The sequence below is a fragment of the Bifidobacterium longum subsp. infantis ATCC 15697 = JCM 1222 = DSM 20088 genome (assembly GCF_000269965.1).
GTDB classification, from domain to species: Bacteria; Actinomycetota; Actinomycetes; order Actinomycetales; family Bifidobacteriaceae; genus Bifidobacterium; species Bifidobacterium infantis.
In genome coordinates this window covers 2,647,457-2,662,230 of the sequence record NC_017219.1, presented here as the reverse complement: position 1 = coordinate 2,662,230, position 14,774 = coordinate 2,647,457, and the positions used below count along the sequence as shown (strand labels likewise).

The following is a 14,774-nucleotide window of genomic DNA, read 5'->3' as shown; positions in this document are numbered from 1 at the left end:
ATGGCTGAAGTTGCAATGGCTGAGAAGACGCAGGAGAAAACCGTGGACGAACGTCCTGTGGTGCTCAAGGTCGACCATGTGGCCAAGATGTTCCGTTTACCCACCGAGCAGGCGACCGGCCTGAAGATGGCGTTTCTGAATTGGACGAAGGGCATCAAAGGCTATACCGAGCAACATGTGCTGCGCGATATCAATTTCGAGGTGCAGCAGGGCGACTTTTTCGGCATTGTTGGGCGTAACGGATCCGGAAAGTCCACACTGTTGAAGATTATTTCTCAGATTTACACTCCGGAGCAGGGGTCCGTCACCGTCAAGGGCAAGCTGGTCCCGTTCATTGAACTTGGCGTGGGATTCAACCCTGAGCTGACCGGCCGTGAAAATGTGTATCTGAATGGCGCGTTGCTCGGCTTCACCCGCACGGAAATCGATGCCATGTACGATGACATCGTGGAATTCGCCGAGCTTGAGGATTTCATGGATCAGAAGCTCAAGAACTATTCTTCCGGCATGCAGGTCCGTCTCGCTTTCTCCGTAGCCATTAAGGCACAAGGTGACATTCTGGTACTCGACGAAGTGCTCGCCGTCGGCGATGAGGCGTTCCAGCGCAAATGCGATGATTTCTTCACTAAAATCAAGAGGGATCCGACAAAAACTGTTATTTTGGTCACGCATTCCATGGACGCAGTGAAACGTTATTGCAATAAAGCTATCTTAATCAAAGATGGCAATATCATTGCTTCAGGAGATAAAGACTCAGTTGCTGATCAATACACTCTCGAAAACATCAGAAGTGACCAAAAGCACAGTCGTCCGAAAAAGAATGAACATCCAGAAGGACTCAACGACCGTGTCCCCACATTCCGATTCATTCCGGTTTCACCAACTGTTGCTAATTGTTCTGATACTTTCAAATTCGACATTGAATACGAATACAATGACGATGACGGCTACATCGCAATTGCAATGAACGATATTAAACGTGGCGGAATCCCCTATGATTCAGGTCAGAAGAACCTCAAAGTTCAGAAGGGTCATCATATTTTACACATGGATATGCCCCTCGCTTTGTTTAATAACGGCGAATTTCGTCTTGTAGGTTCTTTCCGTACTGAGAACTTAGAAGATGATAAGCGAACGGATATGATTGCTTATACTAATGACGATAATTCTTTGCTTTTCGCTGTCAGAGATAAAGCTAATACGAGAGATTATGCCTTGTTGAATGACCGTGCCATGCGAATGCATCTCATTTCTTATGACGATTAAATATGTAAAGGTCATCTAGCATCAATATTGCAAATCAATGCTCCCTGAAGGAAGAATCAATGCCTAAGATTTCAATTGTCATTCCTGCCTACAACGTAGGTTCGTACTTGCAGGAATGCCTTGATTCCGTACGGAATCAGACGTTCTCCGACATCGAGGCAATTGTAGTCAATGACGCGAGTACCGACGACGTGGCCCAGATCGCAGAGGCTGCCGCCACGCAGGATCCCCGCATTCGCGTGATTGCCAACAATCCTAACATGGGCACTCATCGCACTCGCATGGCCGGAGCAGAGGCCGCTACCGGAGAATACACGTTCTTCCTTGACGGTGATGATGCACTGAAACCTGACATGTGCGAACAGCTCGTGCAGGAATTGTCTCAGCACCCCGTAGATATTCTTCATTATGGTCTGACGGTAATCGGTGCCAATGACCTTCTGCAATCCGAACAGGAAGCATTTGAAGCATTCAACAATACCGAGATACCAGATTCATCGGGAGAGGATATCGTTCGCGATATCTTCGATGAGTCCCGAGGTTACAAAGTGGATTGGCGCGTAACCCAGCGCCTCTACAAGACTTCCATCCTCAAGCAAGCATTTGCCGCGATGACCAAGGACAGGCTCGGACGTTCCCAGGACGGCTATGAATGTTTTGTCGTTTCCGCCTTCGCGAAGACCTACCATTCCTGCAAACACTGCCGCGGATACGTGTATTACTACGGACGAGGCATCAGCGGAACCAACACCATCAGCGCAAAGAAATACGCAAAGTACTGTGAACATTTCAAGGCGGATTTCGATGCGTCATACGAGTTCGCCGACGCACAGCATTCCGACATGTTGCGTTCATGTGCACAGGGATTCCAGCGTAAAGCCACCGAAATTCTCGCGAACGACTGGGCTGTTCGTATCCCCGAAGATGAGAAAGCCGAAGCGTTGGAATCCATGCAGGAGGTCTTCGGCCCGGCAATCACCGGTCGAGAGATTTACCGCTTCGTACGTGATAAAGCCTACGCTCTGCTTTCCGCAGATCAATTGATTGCCCCGGACAATACTTTACCGAACTGGCTCGCAATGGCCAATGCCATCACCGTTCCCGCCGATCAGATATCCGAAGATTCTATCCGATTCCATGAAATGAAACAGGTCGCCACCCATCATATGTCTGAGCTCACTGAAAAGACCTGCAATACGGAAACGTTCCAGAAGTACAACGAGCAACGCATTCGTCTCTTCGTCACCACGCATAAGAACGTCGACACCTTCGATAGCGTCATCATGCAGCCTGTACAGGTAGGCCTGCGCGAGGGCAGCTACCGTTTCCCTTGGGCGTTCCATGATGATGACGGAGAAAACATTTCCGAACGCAATCCACGCTATTGCGAACTCACTACGCAATACTGGGCATGGAAGAACATCAACGCCGATTACTACGGTTTCTGCCATTACCGCAGGTACTTCGATTTCTCCGAAACCCCGCATGAGGAGAATCCGTATGGCGAAATCATGGATGACTATATCGATGCGAAAGCCGCACGAAAATATGGTCTCAACGATGCCAACATCGCCAAAGTGGTCAAGCAGTACGATGTTATCACCACACCCTTCGGCAATCTTGAGGAAATCATTGACAAGCATGGGACTCCGCGTGCATTGTGGGAGGCTGCTCCCTTGCTTTACGATGATGATCTGAAGCGTTGCTATCAGATCCTGTGCAGCATGTACCCCGATTACAAGGAGGATGCGAAGGCCTTCTTCGAGGGCAACAAAGCCTGCTTCTGCAACATGTTCATCATGAAGAGGGAAATCTTCTTCGACTATTGCTCCTGGATGTTCCCAATCCTTGAGGAATTCGACAGGAACACCGACTACAGCCACTACAGCAGGGAAGCCCTGCGCACGCCCGGGCATCTTTCCGAGCGTCTGCTGAACATCTACCTGCTACACCACAAGCGCGTCGATTCCAACTGGCGGTTCAAAGAACTGCAGTGCGTACACTTCACCAATCCAGAACCCGCTGAAGAGCTGAAGCCGCTTGATGTGTTCGACAAGCCGATCGTTCCAGTCGTGTTCGCCGCGGATGATAATTATGTTCCACAGCTCACCACTACGGTTTATTCGGCTATGAAGAATGCTGATCCGTCATATTTCTATGATGTTGTAGTGTTGCAGCAGGATATCGCAGGGGACAAGCAAGAGCGTATGTGGCGCTTCTTCGAGCAGTTTCCGAACATGAGTCTGCGGTTCCTGAATGTGAAACGTGAGCTGTCTGGCTACGATTTGTCCACAAACAATGCGCATATCAGTATCGAAACGTACTACCGTTTCCTCATTCAGCAACTCCTGCCGAATTACGACAAGGTGCTCTATCTCGATTCCGACATCATTATCGTTGGTGATATTGCGAAGCTGTATGACATCGATCTTCAGGACAACCTGTTAGGGGCTGTCCGCGACATCGACTTCCTTGGCAACCTAAACGTGAAGCACGGCAAGCGTATGTCATATGCGAAGGATGTGCTGAAGATGAAGAATCCATACGATTACTTCCAAGCTGGAGTGCTGGTCCTCAACACGAAGGGTATGCGTAATCGTTACTCTATCGAGCAATGGCTCACTTACGCATCGAACCCAAATTACATCTACAATGATCAGGATGTGTTGAACGCATATTGCGAGGGCAAAGTGCTATACCTTCCGTGGGAGTGGAATGTGGTGCACGATTGTGGTGGGCGCGTTGGCAACCTGTTTACGCAGGCACCCAATGATGTTTATGACGCCTACGTAAAATCGCGCAGCAATCCGCAGATTATCCATTACGCCGGTTATCAGAAACCTTGGGTGGATCCGGATTGCGATTACTCTTCGATCTACTGGCGCTATGCCCGCGAAACACCGTTCTACGAACGTCTGATCAAGCGCGTGGTGCTGGCAAACGAGCCACAGATTCCAGAAGAAGTTTTCTTGCCGAAGCATGAGCGTGCAGTTGGTGAAGATAATCCGATTCGTAAGTTTGTTGATCCATTGATGCCTATTGGTTCCAGACGTCGCGACGTATTGAAAGCCGTTGCGCGTGTAATCCGCGGTAGGCGTTGACGCTGGTGAGAAGGTTATCACTGTGAACAAAGGCTTAAAAGGTCGAGCAGTAAGAACGTCGAAACGAGTCGCCTACCTTGTGCCGATTCTTCTAGGCGTATTGTTCGGAGTGTGTTCCTTTGTTGGAGTCCATGGAGGAACGCTGGAGATAAGGAACATCATCCTTTATGCGGATGTCATCTTCTTTGCGGCACTATTCGTCATCATATTTCATAGTGCCATAAAACTGGTAAAGAAAATAAAGAGACATCCCTGTAACCTCGATACGCCATTTGACTTTTGCAAGCATCTTAAACTCGACTGGTCGCTAAAGTCTGTCATAGTCTCATGGGGAATAATCAGTATATGTTGGATTCCTTATGCTATCATATTTTTCCCTGGAACCTATTGGCTTGATACTTCATGGCAGCTTGTCCAGTTTTTTGATCCGAACACACCAATTACTGATCACCATCCATTCGCGCTTACTTACCTCTTGGGGTTCTTTGCCGTCCTAGGTAAATCCCTATTGGATAATGCTGTATATGGATTATATATATTAGTGATTTTGCAAGCAGCAGTTTCTGCGCTTTCTCTTGCTTCAATGACATGCTATCTTACACGATTCAAGGTTCCTTGGAAGATACGATTTATCGTAATCGCTTTTTTTGCGTTATTCCCATTTCTTCCTTGTCTTGCAATGAGTTTAGCAAAAGATACTATTGCAACACCTCTTTTCGTCTTCTTCTCAATCATGTTCTGCGAGATATGGATGACAAGAGGTAATGTCCTCGCATCACCCTTATTTGACGTATTGTTGATTGTTGATATAGTGTTTGCTTCTGCCGTCAAAAAAACTGGCATGTATGTTATCATGCTCAGTCTTCTGCTGCTGGCATTCATCGTGAAGACATGGCTTATGAAAGCGGGAGTGGTGGCCATCGCGCTTATTCCATATCTTACTGTAGGTTTAATCGCTCCAACATTCATTTTCCCGGTTCTTCATATTGAACCTGGGGAAAATAGTGAAATGCTTGCTGTTCCCATGCAGCAAGTAGCGAATGTCGTGCGCAATCATCCGAGTTCCCTTAGTAATAAAGAGCTTGATGAAATTCAGGAAATATATCAACAAGATACTGAACGTTTGCGCGGGGCATATTGCTGGTATGTATCTGACCCCATCAAAGGACAACGTATTCCTCCGGAAGACGTTCACAAACTCGGGAAACTCTGGTTGCGCCAGTTATTGACGCATCCTACGGATATGGCCGCTGGCTGGGCTGGCCTTTCTGCATCTTGGTTTTCGTTTGCCGTTGCCTCAGAAGACGGAGCGAAGCAGAATAGCATGGTGGTATTATCGGGCTCTTCTCATCATCATCCGGGAGTGAACCAGTTCATGTCATGGCCGGACTCCACTAAAGGCGGACAGGCTTTTGGAAAATTTTACGAACAGACGCTGCTAACGTTGCCAATAGCAGGTGTTCTGTTCCAGAAATCGTTATGGGCGTCCATTCTGCCATTCTTCCTTATATTTGTCTCAGTGAGAAGTAGAAGCTGGTGGCGTATGCTCATTCTCAACATGCCGATCATGGTTACCCTGCTCACACTGGTTGCGGGACCTACATCTGCCTATGGAGAGGCTGTCCGTTACGTGCTTCCGCTTGTATACACGCTCCCATTGTTCCTCTGTATTTCATTGTCCCTGCTGGAACAAGGCGAGCCTGAACAATGACAATAAGAGGTGGGATTGCAGTCCCACCTCTTATTGTTGATTACCTGATTGTGTCAGACTTGGTCGTCGTGCTCATAAATGCAAGGAATAATGGCGCGATACAGATTAGCTGTAGCACATATCGTGTTGGCTCCCCGCCCATGCCGGACGTGGGCACCAACAGTAGGTAGGCGAATGACATATCTACTGGAAGCATTGAAGCCACACGGCTCCATTTGCCTTTACCGCGCCGTAAGGCTAGGTACAGCATGAAGCATGGCAGAATAGATGCCCATAACGCACGGGAGAACAGGGCATTTAATATAGGCAGACTCTGTTCCATGTTGTACACGGAACGTGCGGTATCGCTTCTGTTCGCCTTCAGTGGCCATTGCGGAACATATTTCAGAATAGGTTCGTAATACCATGCGGATTCAGTGCAAACCACCATATCGTTTGGCGAACCATCATTGTTGGAGAAGCTGAACCAACCATGTACCAGCCCCATCCATGCTTCAAGATGACCAATTGGATGTTCCGCAGTCTTCTTAAGCCACAACTTAATGAAATCATTGAAGAGTTCGGGATTCCTTAGACTGGTTCCCTTTATTGGATCAGCAATCTGCGGATCGTATGCAGTGGGAATACTCTTGTAATCGATGGTTAAAAAATCAGAAATTAGTTTTCTTTCTTGGGGTGTGATGTCCTTATTATTATACTTAACATCGTGTGCAACCTGCTGAATAGCAAACGGTATGGTTTCCTGCTTACCTCCCGGGGCGATGCCGAGTGTCGGCATGACGGTTTTAGGAATGATGATTATCATGACAACAGCAATCGCGGTTCCAATGGCGAATGCAATGGTCTTTGCTTTCTTTGATACTCCTGCAATCAGAAACATCAGCAGCATTGATGGGATTATCACATACATGCCTGCCTTCTTTGTCAGACAAGTCAACAAACCGCATAATGTCAGTGCGATGATAGTTCCCGGCCTCACCAGAGACGTGCCCTTGGTGCGAATACCATCAATGAACAGTATGCAGAAGGGGATGAAAAACAGTACGGAAATAGTGTCTTTTGCTAGTGAAGAGAACATCACCGGGAAGAATGGGAACAATGCGAAGAATGCCAATTCCACGTGGCATAACCATTGCGGAATGCCCATCTTCCTTGTATACAGAAGCATCCAAGAGAAAACTAATGGTGCGGCAATAAGCTGTATGGCAATCAATAAATATAATCCATAAATTGGATTGTGAAAAACTTGTTGGCCGAAATCAGCGAACCAGCCAACGATGTATGTTAAGGTGAAGGGGTGGTGGTCAGTGAATCGTTCTGCCCCGTAATGAATAAGAAGTTGTTTCGAAGTGTCCGACCAATATACACCAGGAAACAGCCAAAATTCATATGGCAGCCAACATGTAGCGATTATTGCCGCATTTTTCAGCCATGGTTTTATGGCGTAGCCATACTCGAAGAACCCTGAACAATGTCTCTCACACGACCTATCTTTTGCGGCGTATATTCTGTGAATAAGAATGTCCATGGTTCGGAACAATGCACAGAACAAGACGCAGAAGACCACTATTTTTACAATCAATGATTCTCTGCCCTGCATGATGTAGCCTTTGGGGTTGGAAGATTCATCCCCTAGGGCGAACATTATGCCAAGAGTCAGTGGAACTAAGATCCGTGGCTCGATTCTCTTTAATGCTTTCAGCTGATTCATTGTCGCTTTCTTTTCTCCATAGGGGCTATACATGCTTGTTCACAAAGTAAACAACCGTCCGATATATGGAATATTCCGGAGTAGTGCGGACGTTGCAAGGCATGCAGCAAATACACATGCGCACAATAATGTATTTAGCAGAGTCACTGCAATTGAGTTCATGGTTCCCATGAATTCGAACCACGATAACGACTGCAAACGGCTCAATAATACGAGTCCCGCTAGATGAAGCATGTATACGCCGAATGTGTTCATGCCGACGATTTGGAAGAACTTGGCCCCAGTGCCTTGAATGTCCGCTTGGCCTAACGTCAGTAAGATCAGTACCGTTGCAATGAATGTTGGTAACAACCAGTACCCATTGTCCACGGTTAAATTAGTGCCATGTGTGGCATGTTGATATCGTTGGATTAACAGTGTTAGCGTGTAACAGATTGCAATACCGACGCATGCTTTTCCTGGGGAGATTCTGGATAGAAAATGCAGAGCATTGCCATCGGTACTCTCTTCCCGTGTTTGCTTCAGATATCTTCCAATCACACCTCCGACTAAGACATACAGTAAAACGTATCCATACGAGCCGAAGATGTAGAATTCTCCAAGGGGATTTACAATCGAAGCAAAATCATGATTTGTTGTGGTTCCTGCCATCTGTAGGACTAGCTTCAGGGAATCCTTACCCACTGTGAAAGCAGCCAAAACCGCTAATAGTGCATGGAATGCGATCTTCTGTTCTGCATCAAAGGCCATCTTCATTACGGGTAAGACCAAATAAACTGCAATCAGAGCGTTCATAAACCAGAAATATCCAGTCGGATAATCTCCAAATCCTCCGCCAAGTAAGAAGATGGCGAGATTCTTTAATGTCACCGGGTGTGATCCGTCAACAAGGGTGAAGAATGTTGCGGCAAGCAATTTCCATATCGTAACCACAATGATGATGTTCAATGTTTTCCGATAATGCTTCACCGTATTCATATCTCGGGGAAGAAGCAGTGCGCCGTTCACGGCAAAGAACAGTGGCACACACACTACGCATAATACGGTGATTGCCGTTCCGGCGAGTCCGTCTGAATAGAATTTCGTGTAAAACGAGTAGTGAAGCATTACCACAAAAAACATTGCAATACACTTAATGATGTCATAACCGACTACACGTTTTTTCATTCGCTTGTATCACATCCCTCTAATGATTGTATTCGCACGTGTCCGCACAACTCTTCATCTTCCACGTTTCATTCTGCACAGGGAGCAGGAATGTGACAGACTCATGCAAAATCCAAAATCGGCAGCACAGAAGCTATAGTAAGACGTATGCTTGAGAATTCGAACGTTTCCGTTGCGGTGCTTCTTCCTTGCTATAACGAGGAAGTCACCATCGGCAAGGTGGTGCGCGACTTCAAAGCGGCGCTGCCCGATGCCGACGTGTACGTATACGACAACAACTCCACCGACCGCACCGCCGAGATAGCGGCGGGCGAAGGCGCGATTGTCCGCAAGGAGCCGCGCCAGGGCAAGGGCAACGTGATTCGCGCCATGTTCGAAGACATCGATGCTGACGTGTATGTCATGGCCGACGGTGATGATACGTATCCCGCCGACGCCGCGCCGGCCATGGTGGACAAAGTCCTCGAAGGCTACGACATGGTGATCGGCGACCGACTGAGCTCCACGTACTTCCAGGAGAACAAGAGGCCCTTCCACAACTTCGGCAACCGTCTGGTTCGCGGTTCCATCAACGGCTTGTTCCACGCCAATGTCACCGACATTATGACCGGTTACCGGGCTTTCTCGTTCACCTTCGTCAAGACCTATCCTGTGTTGTCGCGCGGCTTCGAGGTCGAAACCGAGATGACCATCCACTCGTTGAACAACAACCTCCGCCTTTATGAGATGCCGATTCAGTATCGGGATCGCCCCGAGGGGTCGGTCAGCAAGCTCGATACTGTGGGCGACGGTATCAAGGTGATGGGCACCATTTTCCGCATGATCCGCGAATACAAGCCGCTCCCATTCTTCGGCGGCATCGGCTGCGTCCTCGGCATCATTGGCGTCGTGCTGTGCGGCACGGTGACGGTGGACTTCTGGAACACCGGCATGGTGGCCCGATTCCCCACGCTGATCGGAGCGGTCATGCTTGTCATCGCCGGGCTGCTGCTGTTCGTGACGGGTGTCGTCCTTGATGTCATGGCCAAGAACGATCGCAAGGCGTTCATCGTCGAGTCCAACAGTTTCGCCATGTTGAGACGCAGATAGCCGTTTCCCCATTGGCTCCTTCCTTGTGCAAGGAAGGAGTTTTTTTGTTGTCCCGGCACCGATGCCGCGCCAATGAGGGATGCTTCTTGGGTGGGGGAGGGCGACACGCCGAAGAGGGGTGGCGCGTCCGGGATTTTCCGCTGTTTCCGCAGGATGTTTCGATGCTTGGGCGGTGTGGTGTAAGATGATACTAAAGCGGTTTAGTTACCCACCGGTTCAACGACGAACAACAGCTGGTGGATGCCAAGCCGTGGGGCACCGGCCAAACGCCCCGATCAATGAAGCTCGGCGCATCGGACGAGTCTCATCAAGGAAAGGAAGAACCCATGCACGTCACTAAGAAAATTCTCGGCATCACCTGCGCCGTAGCAGCGCTGGTAAGCGTCTCCGCCTGCGGCTCGTCGGGCGGAGGGACAACGGCGGACGGTAAGAAAGAAGTCTCCTTCCAGACCTGGAACCTGAAGAACGATACCTACACGCCGTATTTCAACGACCTTATCGCCGCGTTCGAGAAGGAGAACCCGGACGTCAAGATCAAGTGGATCGATCAGCCCGCCGACGGATACACCGACAAGATCAACGCCGACGCCGCAGCCGGCACCCTGCCCGACATCGTGGACATGAGCCCCAATGGCGCCTACAGCCTCGCCAAAGCGGGGGTGCTGATGAACCTGAGCACGGAGGCGCCCGACGCCGCCAAACAGTTCACCAAGTCGTCATGGGATGCCGTGACCTTCAAAGGCGAGAACATCGAGAAAGGCGCCTACGCCTTCCCGTGGTACCTCAACTCCGGTGTGCAGTACTACAACAAGAAGGTCCTGACCCAGTGCGGCATCGACGCCTTGCCGCAGAACATGGACGAGTTCTTCGCCGCAGCCTCCACGCTCGGCAAGAACTGCGCCGGCACCACGATGGTGGCTTCCACCCCGACGATCGAATCGCTCGGCCAGTACGGCGCCAAGCTCATGAACGAAGACCAGACCGCATTCACCTTCAACGACGCCAAGGGCGTTGAGCTGGTCCAGCATTACATCGACATGTACAACGAGAAGTCCCTGTCCGCCGATGCGCTCAACAACCTGTGGACCGGCGAAGGCGACGCCTTCAAGCAGGGGTCGGTCGCCTCGCTGGCGGGTTCGGCCTACTCGGTCTCCGACTTCGAGGAGAACGCCAAGGAACTCTACAAGAACCTCGGCATCACCGAGCGTCTGCTCGGCGAAGGCGGCAAGATGAACGTCGCCATGGAGACCCTCGTCGTCTCCAAGAACGCCAAGAACAAGGAAGAGGCCCTGAAGTTCGCCGAATTCGTGACGAACAAGGAGAACCAGACCAAGTTCTGCAAGTCCTCGCACACCTTCCCGTCCGCCAAGGGAGCCGTCGAAGACCCGGCATTCTCCCCGACCGGCGACTCCATGCAGGATCAGGCCGTCAAACTTGCCTCCAAGGCCGTGCTCGACGATGACTGGTTCGCCTCCCCGGCCCCGTTCTCCGAGAACGCGAAGAACAGCCTGCGCGAGCAGATCGCCCTTGCCATCCAGGGCAAGCAGTCCGCCCAGGAAGCCCTCGACAAGGTCGTCAAGATCGCCAATGAGGACTTGAACTCATGAGTGAATCCACCCCAACCGGATCCACGACCTCCGCGCGCGGCAGCTCCTCCAAAGCCGCCGCGCGCGGCGGTTCTCGCCGCCATGCCGGCGTGGACGTCGTGGATGAGGAGCACCGCATCCACGAAGGCACGGGCTTCGCCGCATGGCTGTTCGTGCTGCCCGCGCTCGCCGTGGCCCTGGTGTTCGTCATCGCGCCGTTCATCAACACGGTACGCCTGTCGTTCACCGACGCCACCTTCGCCCGCCCCGGCACGTTCGTCGGACTGGAGCAATACCGCAAGATGCTGGCCGATCCGGCCGTACACACCGGCCTGCTCAACTCGTCGCTCTACGTGGTCTGCGTGGTGCCCTTCATGGTCATCCTGCCGCTGATCCTGGCCTCCCTGGTCTCGGGCAATTCCAAGATCCTCTCGTTCTTCCGGGCCTCCTTCTACCTGCCCGTGGTCGTTTCCACGGTCATCGTCGGGTTGGTGTGGACCAATATCCTGGCCCCGAAGGGAGTGGTCAATGCCGCGCTGAAGTCCGTCAACGCAATCAAGGACTATATCCCGTTCCTCACCGATCGCTGGCTATTGCTGTTCAGCGCGATGATGATCACCATCTGGACCGGCTTGGGCTATTACATGATCATCTACCTGGCGGCGCTGGCCAACATCGACCCCGGTCTCTATGAAGCCGCCGAGATCGACGGCGCCGGCGTGGTCCGCCGCTTCCTGCACGTCACCGTACCGGGAGTGCGCTCCACCATGGTGCTCATCATGCTGTTGTCCAGCGCCGCGGCCTTCCGCGTGTTCAACGAAATATACGTGCTTACCGGCGGAACCGGCGGCGTGGGCGGCCAAGACGTCACGATGACCATGCTGGTCAAGAACTACGGCACCGGACTCAACGCCAAATACGGCTATGCCGGAGCGGTCAGCATGCTGATCTTCCTGATCGTCGGCAGCCTGATCGCCATCGAGTTCCTCATCGAAAGGAAGATGAGCAAGGATGCGTAAGACATCGAACAAAGTCGCGCAGTATGCGCTGCTGACCCTGTTCTTCCTCGTGCTGATCGGCCCGTTGTTCTGGCAGCTCACCCTGGCCTTCAAAGGCAAGGGCGACGACATCTACGCCGTCCCGCCCTACGTGTTTCCCCGGGATCCGACGTGGAGCAACTTCGTCGAGGCGTTCAACCGCATTCCCGTCCTGAGCTATTTCAAGAACTCGCTGATCGTGGCCGCCATCGCCGTATGCGGCAACGTCGTGGGATCCACCTGCGCCGGTTACGCGCTCTCGCGCCTGGCCTTCAAAGGCAAACGTCTGGTCGTGCTGCTGATCTTCAGCGCCATGTTGATCCCCGGCGAAACCCTGCTGATCTCCCAGTTCATCATCGTCAAGAACATGGGTCTGCAGAACACGCTGATCGGCGCGGCGCTGCCCGGCCTGTGCGGCGCGATGAACGTGCTGCTCATGATGAACGCCTTCGCCGGCATCCCCAACGAGCTCGAGGAATCCGCCAAGGTGGATGGCGCCAACGTGTGGCAACGATTCTGGAACATCTGCGTTCCCCAAGTCAAGGGGACGATGACCGTCGTGACGATCTTCGCCTTCGTCGGCGCATGGAACGACTTCCTGTGGCCGTTGATCATCCTGTCCGATGACAAGGTGTACACGCTGACCGTGGGGCTGAACCGGCTCAAGAATCAGTTCGTCTCCGATCCGCGCCTGATCGCCGCGGGCACGATCATCGCGCTCGTGCCGATCGTGATCTTCTTCCTGGTCTTCCAACGCTACTTCTTCAAGGGCGTGGAGTCCGGTGGCATCAAAGGATGAAAGGATGATGCGCATGAGATTCGGCGTCAACTACACCCCATCCCACGGCTGGTTCCACTTCTGGCTCGACCCCGACTGGCCGAGCGTCAAGGAAGACATGCGCCGCATCAGGAACCTGGGCATGGACCATGTGCGCGTCTTCCCGGTGTGGCCCTACCTGCAACCCAACCGCACATGGATCAACCGCAAGGCCATCGCCGATGTACGCCGCATGGTGCACATCGCCGGCGAGCAGGGGATGGACGCCTATGTGGACGTGTTCCAAGGGCATCTGTCCAGCTTCGACTTCCTGCCGTCATGGCTGGTTACCTGGCATCGCGGCAACATGTTCGAGGATGCCGATGCAGTCAAGGCGGAGAAAACGCTCGTCGCCGAACTGTACGGGGAGCTGGCCCAGGAGCCGGCGTTCCGGGGGCTCACCCTGGGCAACGAACTCAATCAGTTCTCCGACCGTCCGCATCCCGCCAAAATGGCGACCTCGTCCCGGCGCATCGACGCCTGGCTGGCCGATCTGCTGGCCGTCGTCGACCGCAGGAAGCACGTGGCGTTGCACAGCGAAAACGACGGCGTATGGTATCTCGACCATCATCCGTTCACGCCGGTGCAGGCCGCGAACCTGGGCGACATGACCACGATCCACTCGTGGGTGTTCAACGGCACCGCGCAAGGCTATGGCGCAATGAGCGGGGAATGCACCGCGCATGCGCTCTACTTGGCCGAGCTCTCCCGAGCCTTCGCCCGGAACCCCGACAGGCCCGTATGGCTGCAGGAGGTCGGCGCCCCGCAGAACGTGCTCGAAGCCGAGCAGACCCCGGAATTTTGCCGCGACACCATCGCCAAGGCGGCGCAATGCCCGAATCTGTGGGGCGTCACATGGTGGTGCTCGCATGACGTGGACTCGCGCATGAGTGATTTCCCGCCCTTCGAGCACGCTCTCGGCCTCTTCGACGAACACGGCAACATCAAACCAATCGGCCGCGCCTTCGCCGAGATGGCGCAGGAGTATCGGGACAAGCCCGCAGCCGGAGGCAATGACGCCGCCGTCGTCATCGAAGTCGATGAGAACGGCAACCCGCTCAACCGTGGCGCCTGCGGTCCGGGCGGCTCGATCTTCGAACGGTGGATGCGGCTGCATGCCGAAGGCGCCCGGCCCACGCTCGTCACCTCGGCGACCGCCCGTGACGGCGAAGCGCTGCGGCGGCTCGGCGTCACGCGGCTTGAAACCGACGATGAGCCGCATGGGGCGAAATACTACACCGCCGTCTCCGACTCATCCTTCGCGGAGCTGGATGCGCGGTGAGCGCCGT

General features: G+C 52.6%; 10 protein-coding genes. 8 read left to right on the top strand and 2 right to left on the bottom strand.

Annotation, left to right across the window (positions count from 1 at the left end):
* Genes BLIJ_RS12325 through BLIJ_RS12315 form a run of 3 tightly spaced genes read left to right on the top strand, consistent with a single transcriptional unit; the run spans position 1 to position 6,078 of the window.
* Positions 1 to 1,266 (top strand): ABC transporter ATP-binding protein, encoded by a 1,266-nt coding sequence (locus BLIJ_RS12325; protein WP_012578608.1) that lies wholly within the window; start codon positions 1 to 3, stop codon positions 1,264 to 1,266.
* A gap of 59 nt (positions 1,267 to 1,325) precedes the next feature.
* Positions 1,326 to 4,367 carry a DUF4422 domain-containing protein gene (locus tag BLIJ_RS12320; RefSeq protein ID WP_012578607.1) on the top strand — a complete coding sequence of 1,014 codons (3,042 nt, stop codon included), beginning with the start codon at positions 1,326 to 1,328 and terminating at the stop codon, positions 4,365 to 4,367.
* Positions 4,368 to 4,389: 22 nt separating this feature from the next.
* Positions 4,390 to 6,078 (top strand): DUF6020 family protein, encoded by a 1,689-nt coding sequence (locus BLIJ_RS12315; protein ID WP_012578606.1) that lies wholly within the window; start codon positions 4,390 to 4,392, stop codon positions 6,076 to 6,078.
* 40 nt (positions 6,079 to 6,118) lie between these two features.
* On the opposite strand, the gene BLIJ_RS12310 is transcribed toward BLIJ_RS12315, so the two are convergent.
* Both BLIJ_RS12310 and BLIJ_RS12305 read right to left on the bottom strand, forming a co-directional pair.
* The gene (locus tag BLIJ_RS12310) at positions 6,119 to 7,789 is read right to left on the bottom strand and encodes a DUF6020 family protein (protein WP_179106686.1); all 1,671 of its coding nucleotides are present in this window, start codon (positions 7,787 to 7,789) and stop codon (positions 6,119 to 6,121) included.
* A 39-nt stretch (positions 7,790 to 7,828) separates the two neighbouring features.
* Positions 7,829 to 8,956, bottom strand: coding sequence for an acyltransferase (locus BLIJ_RS12305; protein WP_012578604.1), 1,128 nt, complete (start codon positions 8,954 to 8,956; stop codon positions 7,829 to 7,831).
* A 147-nt stretch (positions 8,957 to 9,103) separates the two neighbouring features.
* Here BLIJ_RS12305 and BLIJ_RS12300 point away from each other — a divergent pair, with 147 nt between their 5' ends.
* The 5 genes from BLIJ_RS12300 (at position 9,104) to BLIJ_RS12280 (ending at position 14,767) form a co-directional block, all read left to right on the top strand.
* Positions 9,104 to 10,045: a glycosyltransferase family 2 protein gene (locus BLIJ_RS12300; RefSeq protein ID WP_012578603.1), complete on the top strand. Its 942-nt coding sequence runs from the start codon at positions 9,104 to 9,106 to the stop codon at positions 10,043 to 10,045.
* Positions 10,046 to 10,371: 326 nt separating this feature from the next.
* Positions 10,372 to 11,652 (top strand): ABC transporter substrate-binding protein, encoded by a 1,281-nt coding sequence (locus BLIJ_RS12295; protein WP_012578602.1) that lies wholly within the window; start codon positions 10,372 to 10,374, stop codon positions 11,650 to 11,652.
* Positions 11,649 to 12,650 (top strand): carbohydrate ABC transporter permease, encoded by a 1,002-nt coding sequence (locus BLIJ_RS12290; protein ID WP_012578601.1) that lies wholly within the window; start codon positions 11,649 to 11,651, stop codon positions 12,648 to 12,650. Before BLIJ_RS12295 ends, BLIJ_RS12290 begins: the two co-directional genes overlap by 4 nt.
* On the top strand, positions 12,643 to 13,467 hold the full coding sequence (locus BLIJ_RS12285) for a carbohydrate ABC transporter permease (protein ID WP_012578600.1): 825 nt from the start codon (positions 12,643 to 12,645) through the stop codon (positions 13,465 to 13,467). Before BLIJ_RS12290 ends, BLIJ_RS12285 begins: the two co-directional genes overlap by 8 nt.
* 13 nt (positions 13,468 to 13,480) lie before the next feature.
* The gene (locus BLIJ_RS12280) at positions 13,481 to 14,767 is read left to right on the top strand and encodes a glycoside hydrolase 5 family protein (protein WP_041982178.1); all 1,287 of its coding nucleotides are present in this window, start codon (positions 13,481 to 13,483) and stop codon (positions 14,765 to 14,767) included.
* Positions 14,768 to 14,774: the final 7 nt, after the last annotated feature.